Below are 19,296 nucleotides of genomic sequence, written 5' to 3'. Positions count from 1 at the left end.
TTGTGGGGCGGTATGCCGGGGGCTACGTGGTTAATGATCAGTAGGAACGGCTTGGAATCACGGCCCCGCGTCTATTAACGTTCGATAACGCAGCGCGGTCGTCCCAGCCGACGCAAGAGCGACGGCACCGTGCGCGCGCGCCGAATTCCGCAAGGGAACCGGGGAACCACCACCTTGGGGTGAATCGGGCCGCATCGCCGGCCTGAAGGAGACCTTCCTGCTCCGAACCCGTCAGCTAACCCGGTAGGCGAGAAGGAAGGAAAGGAGTGCGCCCCCGTGGCGTCCAACAGGCCTGCCCCCGAAGCGCCGTCTGCTCCATCGGCCTCCCCGGCCGCCCCCGCCTCCCCGGCACCCCACTTCGTCGACTCCTTCGGCCCGGGCCCCGGTTCCGGTGCGCCCGCGGAGGGTCAGTGGGAGGAGTGGAACCCCACCGAGGACACCGTCCGTCCCGTCCGTGGCCGCCACCGCGTGGTCAAGCAGCGCGGCGGGCTGGCCCGTAGTTCCACGGTCCTGGGCGTGGGCGTCATCGCGGCCGTCGGCGCCGGAGGGATGGCCACCGCGCAGGACAAGCCGGCGGTCTCCATATCCCTGCCCGACCTGTCCGGCGCGATAGCCGACAGCCTTCCGGACGCCGAGTCCATGCCGGGCATCGGCTCCCTGATCTCCGACGACGGTGCCGACGGCGGTTCCGGCGGCTCTTCCGCGGACGCCCGGCTGACCGCCGCCGCGCCGCTGACCGCCGGGTCCCTCGCCGCCGACGACGGCTCCGCCGGGGACCGGGCCGAGAGCGGCGCGAGTGCCGGCGAGGCCCTGCGGGCGCGCATCCTCCAGCAGGCCGAGCAGCAGCAGGCGTCCGCGGACGCGGCGGCGAAGCTCGCGGCCGAGAAGGAGGCCGCCGAGCAGGCGGCCGCGCTGGCCAAGTCCCAGCAGACCGCCGCCGAGAAGGAGGCGGCCGCCGAGGCGAAGGCGAAGGCCGAAGCGGCGGCGAAGGCCGAGGCGGAGGCCGCGGCCAAGGCGGAGGCCGAGCGGCTGGCCAAGCTCGCCGGCAGCTACGCGCTGCCGACCTCCTCGTACACCATCACCTCCACCTACGGCCAGGCCGGCAACATGTGGTCCTCCGGCTACCACACCGGCCTCGACCTCGCGGCCCCCACGGGCACCCCGGCCAAGGCCGTGCACGGCGGCACCGTCAAGTCGGCCGGCTGGTCCGGCTCGTACGGCTACCGGATCGTCCTGGAGCTGGAGGACGGCACCGAGGTCTGGTACTGCCACCTCTCCTCGATGACGGTCGGCGCCGGGCAGAAGGTCGCCACCGGCGAGACCATCGGGCGCGTCGGCGCCACCGGCAACGTGACCGGGCCGCACCTGCACCTGGAGGTCCACACGGCGGGCGGCGGCGGAGTGGACCCGCTGGCGTGGCTCCGCGGCAAGGGCCTGACCGTCTGACGGCCCGACTCTCCGACGGCCTGACCGTCTGAACCACCGTCTGACGGAATGACCGTCCGACGGCCCGCAGATTCCGGTGGCCCTGGCGTTCCACCCCCCGACGCCAGGGCCACCGGTTCCTTCGCCCCATGGGCGGATGCCCGGAATACGGCACGTCACGCGGGGTGTTGAGGTATCGCATGACCTCACTTCCCCTTCGCAGGCTGGGTACGTCCGACCTCCACGTCTTCCCCCTCGGTCTCGGCGGCAACGTCTTCGGCTGGACCGCCGACGCCGCGCAGTCCTTCGCCGCCCTCGACGCGTACGCGGCAGCCGGCGGCAACTTCGTCGACACCGCCGACACCTACTCGTCGTGGGCCCCCGGCCACCAGGGCGGCGAGTCCGAGACGGTCATCGGTGACTGGATGGCCGCCCGGGGCAACAGGTCCGACGTCATCGTCGCCACCAAGGTCGGCAGCCACCCCCAGTACAAGGGGATCGGCGCCACCACCATCAAGGCCGCGGCCGAGCAGTCGCTGCGCCGCCTGCGGACCGACTACATCGACCTGTACTACACCCACGTCGACGACCCGGCCGTCCCGGTCGAGGAGTTCGTCCCCGCACTGGACCGGCTGGTGAAGGAGGGCAAGGTGCGGGCCGTCGCCGCCTCCAACATCTCCGCCGAGCGGCTCCAGGAGGCGCTGGACTTCTCCGCGCGCGAGGGCCTCGCCTCCTACGTCGCGCTCCAGCCGCACTACAGCCTCGTCTCGCGCGGCACCTACGAGGGCGCCCTGCGCGACACCGCCGAGCGGGCGGGGCTGTCGGCCGTGCCGTACTGGGCGCTGGCCTCCGGGTTCCTCACCGGCAAGTACCGGCCGGGCACGCAGGTCGACAGCGCGCGGGCCGAGGGCGCCGCCAAGCACCTCGCGACCGAGCGGGGCCGCGAGGTCCTCGCCGCGCTCGACACCATCGCCGGGGCGCGCGGGATCGAGGTCTCGAGCGTCGCGCTGGCGTGGCTGGCCGCGCAGCCGACCGTCGCCGCGCCGCTCGCCTCCGCCCGCACGGTCGAGCAGCTGCCCCCGCTGCTCGCGTCCGCGGAGCTGGAGCTCACGGCGGACGAGCTCGCCGTGCTGACGGCCGCGTCCGCGTAGCGCTGGTCAGGGCCCCGGGGTCCGGCCCCGGGGCGGGCGTCAGGCCCGGTACGGGTTGTAGCCGTCGTAGTCCCGGTGCGGAGGCGGCACCCACACCCGGCCCGTCGCGCGCGCCGCGTACGTCAGGGCCGGGCCCGCCAGCGCCTTGCGCTGCCACAGGTGGTGCAGCAGCTCCTGCTCCCGCGCGAGGAAGTCCGGGCCCGCCGCACCCCGGCGGGCCCGGTGGCGCAGGAACGCCAGCGACGTCGCGAACGCCTCGTACTCACCCACCGCCCGTGCCGCCCCCGGGCCGAAGGCGCGGGCCGCGTACGCGCGGGCCAGACCGCGCGCCCGCATCGACGACAGCGCGAGCGGCTCGGTGGGCGACAGCCAGCCGGCCGCCGCGTACGCGGGCAGCTCGCCGGATATGGTGCGCAGCTCGCGCTGGCGGGTCCAGATCACCAGCCACGTCATCAGCCCGAAGGCGGGCACCATGAACGCCCCGTAGACCGCGTAGAACCCCCAGGGTCCGAAGAACGACACCGAGCCGTTCCACATCGCGTGCACGCTCATCGCCAACAGGAGGCCGAGCAGGGGCAGCGCGATGCGGCGCACGCGCTTGCGGCGCGCGCTGACGGCGGCGATGCCGAAGCCCAGGCCGGTGAAGACCGTGAACAGCGGGTGCGCGAAGGGCGACATCACGATCCGTACGAAGAAGGTCGCGGCCGTGACCGAGGCGAAGCCCGACGCCCCGAGCTGCTGGTCCTCCCCGAAGGCGTTCCCCAGGTAGAGGATGTTCTCGGTGAAGGCGAAGCCGGTCGCCGTGAAGCCCGCTGTGACGACGCCGTCGACCATGCCCGTGAACTCCCGTCTGCGGAAGAGGAACAGGAGCAGTACGGCGACGGCCTTGGCGGTCTCCTCCACCACGGGCGCTATGACCGTCGCGCCGATCGTGTCGGCGGCCGTCGGATCGGCGGTGGCGGTGGCTATCCAGCGGTGCGCGAAGGTGTTCGCGATGATCGCGACGAGCGCGGCGGCGAAGGCGCCCCAGGAGAAGGCGAAGATCATGCTCCGCCAGGGGGCCGGCTCCACCCGGTCCAGCCACCGGAACGCCGCCAGGAGCAGCGGCACGGGCAGCAGGGCGAGGCCGAGGCCCACCAGGAAGCCTTCCGTACCCGTCTGCTCCCGCACCAGCGCCAGGATCACCAGCGCGCACAGCGCGAGCACGGTGAACACCGACCCCAGCCGCACCACCCGACTGCGCCACAGGCGCCGCGGCTTGTAGCGCCAGCGGGCGCGCTCGGGCACCGCGTCGAACGACGGCTCGGGGTCGTACGCCGGGACGGCCGGGTGCGCCGCCTGTGCTGCGGGCTGCGGGGACGAGTGGGTCACACAACGACCCTAACGAGGACCACTGACAGTCCGCGATGAGTGAGTTACTCGGCTGCTCGCGCGGCCCGGCGGAACAGCAGGTCGTGCACCACATGCCCCTTGTCCAGACCCTGACCCTCGAACCGCGTCAGCGGCCGGAAGGCGGGCCGGGGCGCGTAGCCCCCGTCGGCCTGGGTGTTCTCGAAGTCGGGGTGGGCGCTCAGCACGTCCAGCATCTGCTCGGCGTACGGCTCCCAGTCGGTCGCGCAGTGCAGCACGGCGCCGGGCTTCATGCGGGACGCGGCGAGGGTCAGGAACTCGGGCTGGATCAGCCGCCGCTTGTGGTGCCGCTTCTTGGGCCAGGGGTCCGGGAAGTACACGCGTACGCCGTCGAGGGCGTCGGGCGCCAGCATCTCGCGCAGCAGGATGATCGCGTCACCGTTGGCCACGCGGACGTTCGTCAGGCCGGCCCGGTCCGCGAGGGCGAGCAGATTGCCCTGGCCGGGGGTGTGCACGTCGACCGCGAGGATGCCGGTCGACGGGTCGTCGGCGGCCATCTGCGCGGTCGCCTCGCCCATGCCGAAGCCGATCTCCAGCACGACGGGCAGTCCGCCGAACAGTTCGCCCAGGTCGAGCACCCGCTGCCCGTCGATGTCCAGCCCCCACCGGCTCCACAGCCGTCGCAGGGCGTCGGCCTGCCCGGGCGTGACGCGGCTGCGCCGGGGCTGGAAGCTGCGGATCCGCCGCTCGAAGTGCGACCCGGCGGGATCGGGCGCGGGACCTTCGGGGAAGCGGGGCTCGCCCTTGGGCCGGAAGGACACGGCGGTTTCCACGGCGGATTCACGGATCTCAGACACAATGCCCCGATTCTACGGCCCCGGCCCCGAGGGGCGGCAGGACCGAAGGTCCCCACGGTCCTGGCAGCGGGGACACGGGCTACCGCAGCTGCGCCAGCGCGCGCCGCGCCACCTCCCGGCCGATCGGCAGGGACGCGGTCGCCGCCGGCGACGGGGCGTTCAGCACGTGGACCGTGCGCGGTGCCTCTTGGATCAGGAAGTCGTCGACCAGCGTGCCGTCGCGCAGGACGGCCTGCGCCCGGACGCCCGCCGGGGCCCGGCGCAGGTCGCCGGGGCCGATCGCGGGCAGCAGGCGCCGCACCGCCTCCGTGAAGGCGCGCTTCGACGCCGAGCGGCGCAGCTCGCCGGCGCCGTACCGCCAGTGGCGGCGGGCGATGTGCCAGGAACCGGGCCACGTCAGCGTCCCGGCCAGGTCGCGCGAGCGGACCGTGGACCAGCCGTACCCCTCGCGGGCCAGCGCCGGCACGGCGTTCGGCCCGACGTGGACGCCGCCGTCGATGCCCCGGGTCAGATGCACCCCGAGGAACGGGAAGGCCGGGTCCGGCACCGGATACACCAGGCCGCGCACCAGCTCCGGGCGGACCAGTTCGTAGTATTCGCCGCGGAACGGGACGATCCGCACGCCCGGCTCGTCGCCCGCCAGCCGCGCGACCCGGTCGCAGTGCAGGCCCGCGCAGTTCACCAGCAGCCGCGCGCGGACGATGTCCCCGGCGGACGTGCGGACGGCGACACCCCAGGGACGCCGGTCGACGGCGGTCACCTCCGCGCCGTACCGGACGTCCGCGCCGGAGGACTCCGCCAGCTGGGCCGCCACCGCGCCGTAGTCGCACACGCCCGTCGTGCCGACGTGGATGGCGGCGAGGCCCCGTACCTGGGGCTCGTACTCGCTGATCTGTGCCGGGCCCAGCTCCCGTACCGGAATGCCGTTCTCCCGGCCCCGCTGGACCAGCGCGTGCAGCCGGGGCAGCTCGTCGCGCTCGGTGGCGACGATCAGCTTGCCCGTGACCTCGTACGGCAGGCCGTACTCGGCGCAGAACTTCACCATCTCCGCGGCGCCGCGCACCGCGTACCGCGCCTTGAGCGAGCCGGGGCGGTAGTAGATGCCGCTGTGGATCACGCCGCTGTTGCGCCCGGTCTGGTGGCGGGCGGGACCGGTCTCCTTCTCCAGCACCACCACACGCGTCCCGGGCGCGGCGCGCGTGAGGGCGTACGCCGTCGACAACCCGACGATCCCGCCGCCGATCACGAGCACGTCACAGTCGTATTTGCCGTCGCCGTACGCGGACACCGTGCCACCTCCCACCCCAGATAGTGCACTGGCCCACTGACAATGCGCCCAAACCTGGGGAGGCGAAGGTCACGCCGGGGTCATCAGCAGCGGCCGGGCCCGCTCGCGCAGCTCCACCACCCGGGGCTCGTCGCCGTACGGCTCCAGCCGGTGCAGGAGGTCCCGTACGTACTCGGTCGTACGGGCCGACGATATGCGCCCGGCCACCTCCACCGCGCGCGTGCCCGCCGCGCAGGCCGCGTCCAGGTTCCCCGACTCCAGCTCGGCGACCGCGCTCACCACCAGCCGCAGGCCGTGCGAGCGGACGTACTCCTCCGTGGGCCGGGACAGGGCCTGCTCGGTGAACCTGCGCACCTGGCGCGGCGCCTTCAGGTCGCGGTAGCACTCGGCGGCGTCCGCGCAGAACCGGTCGTACGAGTAGAAGCCCAGCCACGTCGGGTCCGCGTCGCCCTCCCGCGACCGCTCGAGCCACCCCTCCGCCGCCTTGAGCGCCGCTCCGGCCGCCGCCGCGTCGCCCGCCTTGGCGTGCGCCCGCGCCTCCACCAGCCGGAAGAACGACATGGTCCGGGCCGTCGCCAGCCCCCGGTTGCGCTCCAGCGCCGCCTGCGCCAGGTCCACGCCCTCGTCGGCGAAGCCCCGGTAGGTGGCCTGCAGCGACATCGACGCCAGCACGTACCCGCCGAGCGGCACGTCCGCCGCCGCCCGCGCGAGCCGCAGCGCCTGGATGTAGTACCGCTGGGCCGCCTCCTGCTGGCCCGTGTCGAACGCCATCCAGCCCGCCAGCCGCGTCAGCTCGGCGGTCGCCCCGAACAGCGCCCGGCCGACCTCGTCCGAGTACGAGCCCAGCAGCAGCGGCGCGGCGTCGACCCGCAGGCACTCCGGCACCATCGACGAGCGCCAGTCCCCGCCGCCGTACTTGGAGTCCCAGCGGCGGGCGTCCTCCGCCGCCTCGCGCAGCTTGGCGACATCGCTGTGGCCCACGCGCACCAGCCCGGTCCCGTCCGGCTCGTCGCCCGGCGGCACCGACCGCTCCACCGAGGAGTCGGCGGGGGTGATCAGCCAGCGGGACGCGGGTGTCGCGTACGCGCTCACCGCGAAGGAGCCGGCCAGCGACTGCCAGATCCCGCCGCCGCCCGCCCGCCGCCCGGCGAGATCCAGCCGGTACAGCTCGGTCGCCGACTTCACCGCCTCGCCGACGTCGCGCGGGAAGGCGAGACCGACCTCCGGCGCCGGGTCGGCGTCCGCCAGGCCGATCTCGTGCAGCGGCACCGGACGACCGAGCTTCTGCCCGATCGCGGCCGCGATCAGGTGCGGCGCGGCGCCCTGCGGCACCATGCCCTTCGACACCCACCTGGCCACCGACGTCTTGTCGTACCGCAGCGTCAGCCCGCGCTGCGCCCCGAGGTCGTTGACCCGCCGGGCCAGGCCGGCGTTGCTGATTCCCGCGAGGGCGAGAACGGTGCCGAGCTTCTCGTTCGGCCCGCGTTGCTCCCTGGACATGCGCCACCCCTCGACACCCAGACGGCCGCCGCACGCCAGGCATAGGCGCGCGGCATTCGTAAACCCAGCGTAGTTCGACGGATCCCGACCGTTAAGAGGCAGTGTTCCGTATGGCGAGATTGTTGTGCGTACGGGCGGATGGCCAGGAGCGTTCGGTGTTCCGGACGCGCGCCCGCGGCCCCGCCCCCGCGCTCCGGCCGTGTGGCCGTGCGCCCGGCCGTGCGCTCTGGCCCTGCTCGGAGGGCGAGGGCTTCCATAGGGCCTGCGTGGGTCGGCCCGCTGCGTACTGGAACCAGTGGGCTGGGGGACACCGCCGCCTCATTCCCCGCGGGCGGCGGACCGGTCCGGGAGGCGAAGGGCGCCTCCCGGGCCGTCGATCCGTAGCGAGCCGCGCGTACGGAACCGTACGTAGGAAGCCATGCGCACGAACCTCCGTACGGATCCGACATCATGCGTACGGATCCGGTCCGAAGCCGGTACCGGGTCTGTACGGATGCGGACCAGATTGGCTGGATGATGCCCGTCGTCGAGTCGGTCGAACCATCGTCAAAACCGTCGTCGGAACCGTCGCTGTAACCATCGTCATATCGCCCATGCCAGGGGCGCGTTCCCTTTTCCCGGGCGCGCGCCCGGGAGCCCTCTTGTGCGCCGTTGTCGTGGCAGCATGTCCTCATCGAAGGCTGATGTTGTCCACAGGCGGTGGAGGCGGCGATGCGGTGGCTGGTGGGGTGGAGCAGTATCGCCGCGAGCTTCGGTACGGCGGGTGCGGTAGGGGCGGACGACGACGGACGCACCGTGCACCCGGTCGGCGCCCAACTGCTGTGGGGTGACCCGGATCCGCTGTGGGCGGTGGGCGACTGGCGCCCCGACGAGGTGCGCATCATCACCGTCGACCCCTGTACGCGCCTTGCCGTACTGGGCTGTTGCGCCGCCAGCGACGAGCAGCTCAGGGTCGGGCTGTTCGCGGCGCGCGGCGGCGCCATGCGCCACCTCACCGCGTGGCCGGGAAGCTACACCGCCGTCGTGCAGACCGGGCGGCGCATCATCGTCGCCGGCGACCTGGCCGGGGCGCGCCCGGTGTTCCACACCCCCTGGGCCAACGGCACGGCGTACGCGACCGCCGCCCTGCCCCTCGCCGACCTCATCGAGGCGCAACTCGACATCGGCCACCTGGCGGCGCTCCTCGCCTGCCCCGAAACGCCCGAGGCGCTGCGCGACTCCACGCCGTACGCCGGGGTGAAGCGGGTCCCGCCCGGACACGCGCTCGTGCTGCGCGAGGGCTCCCGCGAGATCACCGGGTACGAACCGGTCGCCTCGCTCGCCGTCGAGGGCCCCCGCATCGACCCGGACCGGGCCGTGGAAGGCGTACGGGAAGCGCTGGTCGAGGCGGTACGGGCCCGGCTCACGGCGCCCCGGCACGCCCCCGAGACCCCGCTGCCCGACCCGGGGCCCGTGCCCGGCATGGGGCCCGCCGAGCGGCGCGCCGCGCGCGGGGCGCCCGCTCCGGGCATCGGCGCCGACCTGTCGGGCGGCAGCGCGTCCAGCACCCTGGCGCTGCTCGCGGCGGGGCTGCCCGGCGCGCCCGGCACGATCCTCGGACACGGCACGGGCGCCGGGGAGCGGCTGCTCGCCGTCACCTTCAACGACCTGGCCACGGGCGGCCGCGACGACGAACTGGAACGGGCCCGGCTCATCGCCGAGAACCCCCGCCTCCACCACGTGGTGGTCGCCGCGGGCGAAGAGGCGTTGCCGTACCTGGAGTTGGAAGGGCCCCTGACCGACGAGCCGGGCCCCTCCCTGGTGGCGGCCGCACGGCACCGGCGGCGCCTCGCCGCGGGCAGCGCCGACCACTTCACCGGGCACGGCGCCCGCCAGGTCCTGGACGCCCACCCCGCGCGCCTCGCCGACCTGTTGCTGGACCGCAGACGCCGGCACCTGCTGCGGCCGGTCACCGCGCTCGCCAAGGCCGCCGGGCCCTCGGCGGGCTCCCTGCTGGTGCCGCTGACCGTCTACCGCGCGGCGCGCAAACTGGCCCGTACGCCCTACCGCGCAGGTTTGGAGTCCGCCGCCGACGGCCTGCTCGCGGCGAACCGGACCGCGTCGGCCGTGACGGGGCCTCTGGACGCCTCCCTCTCCGCGCTGGCCTGGTCCCGGCCGGGGCCCGCCGCGCGCTGGCTCACCGGCGAGGCGCTCGCTGAAGTATCGGTTCGCCTGGGGCAGGCGGCGACCCGCCCCACGTCCGTCCAGCGGCCGGGCGAAGCACGCGCCCGTGCGGCCCTGGCGCGGCACGCGGCGGACCACCGCATCCTGGAGCAGGCCGCCGAGATCCGCAGCCAGCGGCTGCACGCGCCCTTCCTGGACAACCAGGTCGTACGGGCCTGCCGCGACCTCCCGGAGTCGCTGCGCGTCCAGCCCGGTGCCCGGGCCGCGATCCTGCGCGCCGTGCTCGCGGGCGCCGGCATCCGCGACCTCCCGCCCGGCTGGGGCGCGCCCTCCCACACGCCGTCGGCCGCCGCCACGCGCGCGGGGCTGCGCCTCGCCCTGCCGCAGCTGATGGCCCTCTTCGAGGCGCCGCTGCTCGCGGACGCGGGCCTGATCGAGGCCCGGGTCGTCCGCAAGGCGCTGCGCGCCGCCTCCGAGGGCGAAGCGCTGCCCCTGGACGGCCTCGCCGACCTGGTCTCCACGGAGTTGTGGCTGCGCCGCCTGATCGCCCGCCGCGGCACCTGCTGGACCGGCACGGCGGCGCCCCGGCAGCGCGCGGTGGCGGCGGGGGTTCCGCCGCGGCCGACACTGAGGTCGTGACGCCGGGCCTGGCCGTCAGCCGCAGCTGATCCGCGACTCGGCCCAGTCGACCGGGGCCACCGCGCCGAGGGGCGTGCCGGGGTCCGGCTCGACGACGAGCCGGATGGTGCGGTGCCCGGCGATGGGCACGCGCGCGGGCACCGCCGCGTCGCCGCCGCGCATCACCGGCGACCGCCACAGCCGCACGCCCCCGTCCCCGTACACGGAGAACCGCGCCGCGCCCAGGCCCAGCGCCATGTCGTCGACGCCGACGAAGGAGTCGTACGTCGAGCAGCGGCGGTTGAGGTCGATGGCGACGGACGACCGCGCGTGCACGGTCACGCCGTGGCCGTACCGCTTGCCGCCTATCGACATGCCCCAGCGCTGCCACAGCCAGCTGGACTCCAGCAGCCGCACCTCGGGGCGGGTGTGGTCGCCGTAGAGGCTGTAGTGCAGCGTGTTGACCCGGTACGTGGTCAGGGCGGGCGGCGGAGGGGGTGTCGGCTTCGGTTTCGGTGTCGGAGGCGGGGTCGGCTGCGGGGCCGGAGCCGGGGGTGCGGGTTTCGCCGGTGTGGGCGTGGGCGTCGGTGATGGCGCACGGACCGGTGCCGGGCGCGGGCTGGGCGTGGGTGCCGGAGTTGGGGCGGGGGACGGGGTCGGGGTCGGCTTCGCGGGGGCGGGCCGGGGCGACGGCTCCTCGCGCGGGACGGCCGGTTCCGCCTGCGGGGGCCTCGCCTGCGGCTGCGGCGCCGGCTTCGGATCGCCCGCGAACGCCCAGACCAGCCCCGCGGTCGCCGCGACGGCCAACGCGGCTCCGATCCCGGCCTTCGCCGGAGCCCCGAGCCCCTCGGCGGCGGCCCCGCCGACGGCTCCCCCGGCCCCGGACCCGGTCGCGGCACCGGTTCCCGCGCCGGTGGCCGCCGCCGCGGCTCCGGCCGCGCCCGTCGCCCCCGCAGCGCCGCCGGCGGCCACGACCCCGGCCGCCTTGAGGGAGGCCCCGGCGGCGAACCAGCCGATGACGGCGACCGGCAGCAGCGCGGGGATGCCGGCGTTGACCTGCTCCAGCTCCCCCACGGCCACGCGGCACTGCGCGCACTCCTCCAGGTGCCCGCGCAGCCCCCGCTCGGCGCGCATCCGCAGCCCGCCCCGGGCGTACGCGCCCAGCCGGTCGGCGTACCGGGCGCAGTCACCGCCGGACGTGAGCGCCCGGCTCACGTGCGCCTGGAGGTAGGCCTGCTTGAGCCCTTCGCGGGCGCGGCTGGCCAGCACCGCCGTGGCGTTGGGGGTCAGCCCGAAGAGCGGCGCCACCTCGCTCGGTGATTCCTCCTCGACCGTCGTGTGCCACAGCACCGCCTGCCACCGCTCGGGCAGCGAACGGAACGCCCGCATGGCGAGCGAGCGCTCCGCCTCCTGCATCGCCCGCACGTCCGCACCGAGCTCGAGGGTGTCCTCCTCGGACACCTCCGCCGTACGCGCCGCCTGGGCGGCGAACAGCGCGAAGTCCTCGACGAGCTGCTCCCGCTTGGCGGTCTTCGTCCAGGCCGCCGCGACCCGCCGCACGGTCGTCAGCAGGTACGCCCGCACGGCGTGCTCCGGTCCCGCGCCACCGCGCACGGCCTGGAGCGTCCGCGCGAACACCTCGGCGGTGAGGTCGTCGGCCGTGTGCCCGTCCCGGCAGCACGTGCGGGCGTACCGCCGCACCGCCTCCGCGTGGCGGCGGAAGAGTTCCTCGTACGCGCCGTCGTCGCCGGAGCGCATGCGCCGTACCAGCTCGACGTCCGACGGGGGCAGCTCGATCGGCGGAGGCAGCACGGACTCGGAAGCCTGGGAGGCTCCGGCGGACCCGCCGGAGCGCTGCGCGGGCACATTCACGCCCGCGTCGGCGTCCGTGCCGGCCACCCTGCCGCCCGGCGGCTCGTCGCGACCCTCACCGCTCATGGCGGAAGCCCCCGTACCACTGCTCGAACCCGAATAACCGGGCCAGCGTGCCACGGGCCCGGCCCCGTCCGGGGCCGTTGGCCCGTTGACCACTCATCCGGGGAACCGGCCCGAATCGGCGCACGAGCCCTCACCCGTTCGGGTGCGGCGCGGGTGCGGATCCGGGCGCCCGCCGCTACGCGGGCCGGGAGCGGAGGCCCTCCAGCAGGATGTCCAGGAGCCGTGCCGACGCCGCGCTCTGCTGGGCGGCGTCCGGCAGCGAGGGCGCCGCCGTCGCGATGACCAGCAGGACGTCGGCCACGGTCACGTCACCGCGCAGCTCGCCCGCCTCGCGCGCCCGCTCGACGAGCCGGCCCACGACCTCCAGCAGCTCCGCCGCGCCCGGGTCGTCCAGCTCCGCCACCGGCACCGCGCGCTGGTGCGGAACCCGCGAGTCGCCCAGCTCACCGAGGTCACCGAGCTCTCCCAGCCCGCCGAGGTCACGCGGCCCACCGAGCTCGTCGGCCTGGGGCGCGTCGTCCACGCCCACCCGCAGCACGTGCGGCGGCAGCAGCCGCCCGGCGCCCGAGGCCACCGACGTACGCAGGAAGCGGGAGAGCGCCGACCAGGGGTCCTCCTCCTGGCCCAGCGCCGTGCGCGCCTGCTCGGTCAGCCGGGCGGTCTCCTCCTCGGCTATGCGGCGCACCAGCACGTCCTTGCTCGGGAAGCGCCGGTAGACCGTGCCGACGCCGACCCTCGCCCGGCGCGCCACGTCCTCCATCGGCGCCCCGTACCCGAGCTCGCCGAACACCTCGCGGGCCGCCCGCAGGACGTGTTCCAGATTGCGCTGCGCGTCCACGCGCAGCGGCGCCGTACGACCGGTCGAGCCGGCGAGGGAGCCCCCGCCGGACAGGGAGCCGCCGCCCGTCATGGCGCTCCCGCCGGTCACCGAGCGCCCGTCGGCCATCGCCCGTACGGTCCCGTCAGCCGACGACGACGTGACGACGGCCTGCAAATGCGAATCCTGAACATGCATGTGTTCCCCCGGTTATGACGTCTCCCCCCGGAGACTCCCCGCCCTGACGATCGGGGGCCGAACCCCTTGCTCAGGTCACGCGCAACGACCCGGACACCCCGACGACATACGAACATAGTTGAGTCGGGGTCAATTCAGAAGGGGCAGTTCCGTCCGGTGCGCCCCCCGATCGGAGCAAGGACCGGAACACTCCCGATTCCGGCCCCTCACACGACCCCGCCCCCACCCGCGCCGCCTCCCCTGACCTGCGCACCTTCCGGCCCGATCGGCGTCCGGACCCCGCCACGGCACTCCGGGCCCGCCGCGGTCACCGGTCATACAAGTTGTCGGGCCTGTGGACAAACCCCGGCCCCCGTTGCGTCATGGGATGGTGACCGAACCTGTGCGCATTCTCGTTGTCGGCGGTGGCTACGTCGGGATGTACACCGCGCTGCACCTCCAGCGGCACCTCAAGGACCGGCTGAGAAGCGGCACGGCCCGGATCACCGTGGTCACGCCCGACCCCTACATGACGTACCAGCCCTTCCTTCCCGAGGCGGCGGCCGGCAACATCTCGCCCCGCCACGTCGTGGTCCCGCTCCGCCGCGTCCTCGACCGGTGCCAGATCCTCATCGGCGAGGCCACGGCCGTCGACCACGCCAAGCGCACCGCGACCGTCACCACCCTCGCCACCGAGGAGGAGGGCGCGGGCCCGGTCGAGATCTCCTACGACGAGCTGGTCATCGCGCCCGGCTCCATCTCGCGTGCTCTTCCGGTCCCGGGCCTCGCCGACTACGGCATCGGCTTCAAGACCGTCGAAGAGGCGATCGGCCTGCGCAACCACGTCATCGAGCAGATGGACATCGCCTCCTCCACCCGCGACCCCGCCATCCGCGACGCGGCCCTCACCTTCGTCTTCGTCGGCGGCGGCTACGCAGGCGTGGAGGCCCTCGGCGAGCTGGAGGACATGGCCCGCTACACCGCGCGGTACTACCACAACATCAAGCCGGAGGACCTGAAGTGGGTCCTCGTCGAGGCGACGAACCGCATCCTCCCGGAGGTCGGCGAGGACATGGGCCGGTACACCGTGCGCGAGCTGCGCGCCCGCAACATCGACGTACGGCTCGAAACCCGCCTCGAATCGTGTGAGGGCCGCGTCGCCGTCCTCAGCGACGGCACCCGCTTCCCCACCCGTACGGTCGTGTGGACGGCGGGCGTCAAGCCCGCACCCGTCCTCGCCGCGACGGACCTGCCCCGCAACGAACGCGGCCGCCTCTCCTGCACCCCGTTCCTCACCGTCAAGGGCGTCGAACACGCCTGGGCGGCCGGGGACGCGGCAGCGGTACCGGACGTCACGGCCGAGGAGGAGGGCAGGGAGTGCGCCCCCAACGCCCAGCACGCCGTACGCCAGGCCAAGGCCCTTGCCGAGAACCTCGCCGCCTCCCTCCAGGGCCGGCCGCTCAAGCCGTACGCCCACAAGTACGCCGGCTCCGTCGCCTCCCTCGGCCTGCACAAGGGCGTGGCGCACATCTACGGCCGCAAGCTCAAGGGCTACCCCGCCTGGTTCATGCACCGCGCGTACCACCTCAGCCGCGTGCCGACGTTCAACCGCAAGGCGCGCGTGCTGGCCGAGTGGACGCTGGCCGGGCTGTTCAAGCGCGAGATCGTCTCCCTCGGATCGCTGGAACACCCGCGTGCCGAGTTCGAACTCGCGGCCGGACCACCGCCACCCGACCCCGACGAGGTTGCCGAGGGCGGAACCGCGGACGGCGCGCCGAAGTCCGACTGAGGTACGGCACGTCCCGCAGGCACCACACGTACCGCACGTACTGGCTGACGCAACGGCCGACGCCATTGTCAGTGCGCTCGGTCACACTGGACGTGTGACCATAGGTGGGCTCACACCTGCACAGAGTGACCCAGCGACCCAGCACGGCACCGACACCACGAGGCATACAGATCCGTGAACTTCACCCGTTGGAGCGCCCGGCTCCCCGGTACGCAACGCCGCGCCGCCGCGCGCGGCACCGACCCTGGGGTCGCGCCGGCGCAGCGCGGGGACGGCTCGGTCCCCGCCGCGCGCGGAGAGTCGGGCACGGGTGAGCCCGGCCGCCGACCGGAGCCCCTGCCCGACGGCGTTCCCGCCCTGGAGGACTTCTCCGTACGGGAGATCCTCAGCCGCCTGCCCGGCCTGGTCGCCGTCGCGTACGGACCCGAACACCGCATCGCGTACGTCAACGACGCCTATGCCACCGCCTTCGGCCACCGCGCCCCCGGCACCACCCTCGCGGCCGGCTGCCCGGAGCTCGCCGAGCTGGGCCTGCTGCCGCTCATGGACCAGGTGCTGCGCAGCGGGAAGCCCCGTACGGTCAAGTCGCGCCGCACGCACGGCGGCTCGTACACGGTCACCTGCCTCCCCGTCGACACGCCCGGCCACGAGGGCGGCGGGGTCCTGGTCCACGCCGCCGACGTCACCGACCACGCCGACGCCGCGGCCCGGCTCCGCGCCAGCGAGCGCCGCCACCGCGAGACCGCCGTCACCCTCCAGCGCTCCCTCCTCCCGCAGGAGCTGGAGCAGCCCGACGACTTGCGCGTCGCCGCCACGTACCAGCCGGGAGGCACGGACGCGGCGGTCGGCGGCGACTGGTACGACGTGATCACCCTCGGCGCCGGCCGCACCGCCCTGGTCATCGGCGACGTCATGGGCCGCGGTGTGCGCGCGGCGGCCGTCATGGGCCAGCTGCGCACGGCCGTGCGCGCGTACGCCCGCCTCGACCTGCCGCCCCACGAGGTGCTCCAGCTCCTCGACGGACTCGCCTCCGAAATCGACGCCAGCCAGATCGCCACCTGCGTCTACGCTGTCCACGATCCCAACGAGGGCCGTCTCGTCTACGCCTCCGCCGGGCACCTCCCCATCCTCGTCAGAGACGAGGACGGCACCGTACGCCGCGCCGACGAGCCGACCGGGCCGCCGCTCGGCACCGGCGGCTGGCTGCACACCTCCGGAACCATCGCCCTCCCGCCCGGCTCCACCGCCGTCCTCTACACCGACGGCCTGGTCGAGCGGCGCCGCGAGGACATCGACGAAGGCGTCGCCGCCCTGGAGCGCGCCCTCTCCGGCGCCACCGGCACCCCCCAGGTCGTCTGCGACCGCCTGCTGCGCTCCCTCGGCGTCACCGCGGAGCACGACGACGACGTCGCCGTCCTGGTCCTCCAGCACCCGGCCCGTACGGGCCCGGACGCGGAGCTGTTCCACAACGCCGCGCTCGACCTGCTCGGCGGCGTGGAGGCGGCGCCGCGCGCGCGTGCCTTCGCCTCCGGGGTGCTCTCCAGCTGGCGCTTCCCGGTCGAGCTGCGCGACCTGGGGGTGCTCGCCACCAGCGAGCTGGTCGCGAACTCCCTCCAGCACGGCACCCCGCCGATGCGCCTTCGACTCCGCCGCACCGACCGCCGCCTGATCATCGAGGTGACGGATGGGGACGACCACCTGCCGCGCCGCCGCCGCGCCGAAACGGAGGACGAGGCGGGTCGCGGCATCTCGATCATCGCCACGATCGCCTCGTCCTGGGGCAGCCGCCGCACGCCGGGAGGCGGCAAGGCGGTCTGGTGCGAGTTCGCGCTACCGGGTTAGACGGCGGCCTCCACCGCCTGCTCGGGCTGGTGCCGGGCGACCACCCGGGACTTCGCCACGAGGTACGGGTGGTCCTGCACCGGGGTGAGCTTCTTGCCCAGCCGCAGGGCCAGCACGGTGATGCCCAGCGAGAAGAGCACGAAGGTCACGATGTACGGGCCGTGCAGCGCGGCCCCCATGGGCCCGCCCACGGCCGGGCCGACGGCCAGCGCGAGCTGCTTGACCAGCGCGAAGGCCGAGTTGTACTGCCCGACCATCGACTCCGGCGCCAGGTCGGCCACCAGCGGCGCCACGGTCGGCGACAGCATCGCCTCGCCGAGACCGAAGAGGCCGTACGTGGTGATGAACGCGGCCGTCGCCATCGTCTGGCTGCCGTGCCCGAGCCCGGCGTACCCCGCGAAGAGCCACGCCACGGTCCAGATGAGCCCGACCGCCGCGATCATCCGCGTCCGCCGACGCCGCTCCACGAAGCGCAGCACCAGGAACTGCGCGACCACGATGACCGCCGTGTTCGCGGCCAGGGCCAGGCCGAGCGCCGACGGCTCGATCCCGGCGGCCTCCGTGCCGTACGCCGCGAGGCCCGACTCGAACTGCCCGTAGCAGGCGAAGAACAGCACGAACCCCAGCACGCACAGCTGCACCATGGCCCGGTGCCCGAGCAGCGCCCGTACGCCGCCACCCTCGGTCTGCGGCCGCGCGTCCGCGATCGACGGCGTACGCGGCATCCGTACGGTCGCGGCGATCCCGGCCAGCACCAGGAACATCGCCGCCTCGATGGAGAACAGCAGCAGGAAGCTGTCCGGACGGCTCTCGTCGACGAGCTGCCCGCCGATCAGGCCGCCGATGCCGAGCCCGAGGTTCTGCAGGAAGAACTGCACGGCGAACGCGCGCGTGCGCGTCGACGTGGAGGAGCACCACACGATCATCGTCGCGAGCGCGGGCTGCATCACGGCCGTACCGGCACCCAGCAGGGCGGCGGCCAGGACGACGGTGGACACGCTGCCCGCCAGGCCCATGCCCAGCGCCCCGACGGCGGCCAGCAGCGCGGCGCCGACCAGCACGGGAAGCGGCCCGCGACGGTCGATGGCCCGCCCGGTGAAGGGCAGCACGACGAGTGCGGCCATGGCGAAGACGGCCAGCACGACACCCGCCGTGCCGGCGCCCAGGTTCCGCACCTGAGCCACATACACATAGAGATACGGAACGGTGAACCCGAGCCCGAACGCACTCAGCACGTTCCCTGCCTGGATCCGGCGCATCGCAGCGCCCATCGCCTTGGACACACTCACCTACTTCGGTTCGCGAGGTCTTACCTCGGAAGACTTCAACACTAAAGTTCGATCCTTAACTCTACACATGGAAGGACTTCAACGCCAAGCCGTGCCATGGGATACTCCGGGGCATGTCCGCAACGCAGGAGCCGACCCTCGACGAACAGATCGCCGCCTACCAGCGCGAATTTCGCGACCTCGACCCTCAGGTCGAGAAGGTGGTCTCGGCGCTGGGCCGGCTGAACCGCCGCATGAACGTGGCGTACGGCCGCCAGGTCGCCGAGCTCGGCATCAGCAACGCCGAGTGGGAGGTCCTCAAGCACCTCGTCCTCTCCGGCGCCCCGTACCGCCTGGGCCCCGGCGACCTCGCCAAGCGGCTCGGCCTCACGCCGGCGGCCATGACGCACCGCATCGACCGTATGGCGGCCGACGGCCTGGTCACGCGGGACCGCGACGAGACCAACCGGGTGCGCGTCATCGTCGAGCTGACGGACGAGGGCCGCGCCAAGTGGCTGGAGGCGATGCGCATGGCGACCGCCTTCGAGGAGGACCTCCTCCAGGACCTGTCGAGCGAGGAGCGCGGCGTGCTGGGGGAGCTCCTGATCCGCGTCCTGCGGAGGGTCGAGCACGCCCAGCCGGACGCGGGCGGCCGGCTGACCGACCTCGAGTAGAGGTCACTTGACACACCCCTGGCCGATCCGTAAGGTTCTTCGAGTTGTCACGGAGCCGGAACGGTTCTGCGACAGCCGATCCCGCCGCGAACGCGGCAACCAAACCCAGCACGATCTCCCGAACGGGACGTATTTTCGGCATGCCGAAATGCATTTCGAAAGGCTCGATTATGAGCCGCCCGGGAAATCCGCTAGAGTTTGAAACGTCGGAACGGCCCAACGGGTCGGGAAGACAAGCCCGCTGACTGGGAATCAGGCCCGAAGGGATCTGATAGAGTCGGAACCGCCGGAAAGGGAAACGCGAAAGCGAAGAACGGCCCGGCAGCCCGCTCCAGCGGGTGGCAGAAACGGAAAACGGATCTGCTAAGCTGGAAACACGAAAGACCGAAGGGAAGCGCCCGGAGGAAAGCCCGAGAGGGTGAGTACAAAGGAAGCGTCC

13 protein-coding genes and 1 riboswitch are annotated in these 19,296 nt (G+C 73.7%); of the genes, 6 read left to right on the top strand and 7 right to left on the bottom strand.

Features of this window, described 5'->3' with window-relative positions:
* Window positions 1-128: 128 nt before the first annotated feature.
* Window positions 129-265: riboswitch (cyclic di-AMP (ydaO/yuaA leader) on the top strand.
* A gap of 11 nt (window positions 266-276) precedes the next feature.
* Window positions 277-1,446: a M23 family metallopeptidase gene (locus tag ACIRNI_RS03105; protein ID WP_403547828.1), complete on the top strand. Its 1,170-nt coding sequence runs from the start codon at window positions 277-279 to the stop codon at window positions 1,444-1,446.
* A 179-nt stretch (window positions 1,447-1,625) separates the two neighbouring features.
* On the top strand, window positions 1,626-2,576 hold the full coding sequence (locus ACIRNI_RS03100; RefSeq protein WP_403547826.1) for an aldo/keto reductase: 951 nt from the start codon (window positions 1,626-1,628) through the stop codon (window positions 2,574-2,576).
* Window positions 2,577-2,615: 39 nt separating this feature from the next.
* On the opposite strand, the gene ACIRNI_RS03095 is transcribed toward ACIRNI_RS03100, so the two are convergent.
* The 4 genes from ACIRNI_RS03095 to ACIRNI_RS03080 form a co-directional block, all read right to left on the bottom strand.
* Complete coding sequence (locus ACIRNI_RS03095; protein ID WP_403547824.1) at window positions 2,616-3,947, bottom strand: PrsW family intramembrane metalloprotease; 1,332 nt, start codon at window positions 3,945-3,947, stop codon at window positions 2,616-2,618.
* 44 nt (window positions 3,948-3,991) lie between these two features.
* The gene (gene trmB / locus ACIRNI_RS03090; RefSeq protein WP_403547822.1) at window positions 3,992-4,783 is read right to left on the bottom strand and encodes a tRNA (guanosine(46)-N7)-methyltransferase TrmB; all 792 of its coding nucleotides are present in this window, start codon (window positions 4,781-4,783) and stop codon (window positions 3,992-3,994) included.
* 79 nt (window positions 4,784-4,862) lie between these two features.
* Window positions 4,863-6,071, bottom strand: coding sequence for an L-2-hydroxyglutarate oxidase (lhgO, locus tag ACIRNI_RS03085; RefSeq protein ID WP_403547820.1), 1,209 nt, complete (start codon window positions 6,069-6,071; stop codon window positions 4,863-4,865).
* 69 nt (window positions 6,072-6,140) lie between these two features.
* Entirely contained in the window at window positions 6,141-7,571 is a 1,431-nt protein-coding gene (locus tag ACIRNI_RS03080; protein ID WP_403547819.1) for an MFS transporter, read from the bottom strand.
* Window positions 7,572-8,282: 711 nt separating this feature from the next.
* On the opposite strand from ACIRNI_RS03080, the gene ACIRNI_RS03075 reads away from it, so the two are divergent.
* On the top strand, window positions 8,283-10,373 hold the full coding sequence (locus ACIRNI_RS03075) for an asparagine synthase-related protein (protein WP_403547817.1): 2,091 nt from the start codon (window positions 8,283-8,285) through the stop codon (window positions 10,371-10,373).
* A gap of 15 nt (window positions 10,374-10,388) precedes the next feature.
* Here the strand turns inward: ACIRNI_RS03075 and ACIRNI_RS03070 are convergent, their stop codons facing one another.
* Window positions 10,389-12,290: a sigma-70 family RNA polymerase sigma factor gene (locus ACIRNI_RS03070; protein WP_403547815.1), complete on the bottom strand. Its 1,902-nt coding sequence runs from the start codon at window positions 12,288-12,290 to the stop codon at window positions 10,389-10,391.
* A 175-nt stretch (window positions 12,291-12,465) separates the two neighbouring features.
* On the bottom strand, window positions 12,466-13,305 hold the full coding sequence (locus tag ACIRNI_RS03065; RefSeq protein WP_403547813.1) for a TetR/AcrR family transcriptional regulator: 840 nt from the start codon (window positions 13,303-13,305) through the stop codon (window positions 12,466-12,468).
* A 367-nt stretch (window positions 13,306-13,672) separates the two neighbouring features.
* Here ACIRNI_RS03065 and ACIRNI_RS03060 point away from each other — a divergent pair, with 367 nt between their 5' ends.
* Window positions 13,673-15,073 (top strand): NAD(P)/FAD-dependent oxidoreductase, encoded by a 1,401-nt coding sequence (locus ACIRNI_RS03060; RefSeq protein WP_403547811.1) that lies wholly within the window; start codon window positions 13,673-13,675, stop codon window positions 15,071-15,073.
* A 174-nt stretch (window positions 15,074-15,247) separates the two neighbouring features.
* Window positions 15,248-16,915 (top strand): SpoIIE family protein phosphatase, encoded by a 1,668-nt coding sequence (locus ACIRNI_RS03055; protein ID WP_403547810.1) that lies wholly within the window; start codon window positions 15,248-15,250, stop codon window positions 16,913-16,915.
* Here ACIRNI_RS03055 and ACIRNI_RS03050 read toward each other — a convergent pair.
* On the bottom strand, window positions 16,912-18,186 hold the full coding sequence (locus ACIRNI_RS03050; RefSeq protein ID WP_403548794.1) for an MFS transporter: 1,275 nt from the start codon (window positions 18,184-18,186) through the stop codon (window positions 16,912-16,914). The genes ACIRNI_RS03055 and ACIRNI_RS03050 overlap by 4 nt on opposite strands.
* 131 nt (window positions 18,187-18,317) lie before the next feature.
* On the opposite strand from ACIRNI_RS03050, the gene ACIRNI_RS03045 reads away from it, so the two are divergent.
* Window positions 18,318-18,857 carry a MarR family winged helix-turn-helix transcriptional regulator gene (locus ACIRNI_RS03045; RefSeq protein WP_403547808.1) on the top strand — a complete coding sequence of 180 codons (540 nt, stop codon included), beginning with the start codon at window positions 18,318-18,320 and terminating at the stop codon, window positions 18,855-18,857.
* Window positions 18,858-19,296: the final 439 nt, after the last annotated feature.

The organism is Streptomyces sp. NPDC093546 (assembly GCF_044765045.1).
In the GTDB taxonomy this organism is placed as follows: domain Bacteria; phylum Actinomycetota; class Actinomycetes; order Streptomycetales; family Streptomycetaceae; genus Streptomyces.
This window is presented reverse-complemented; position numbering and strand designations above follow the sequence as displayed.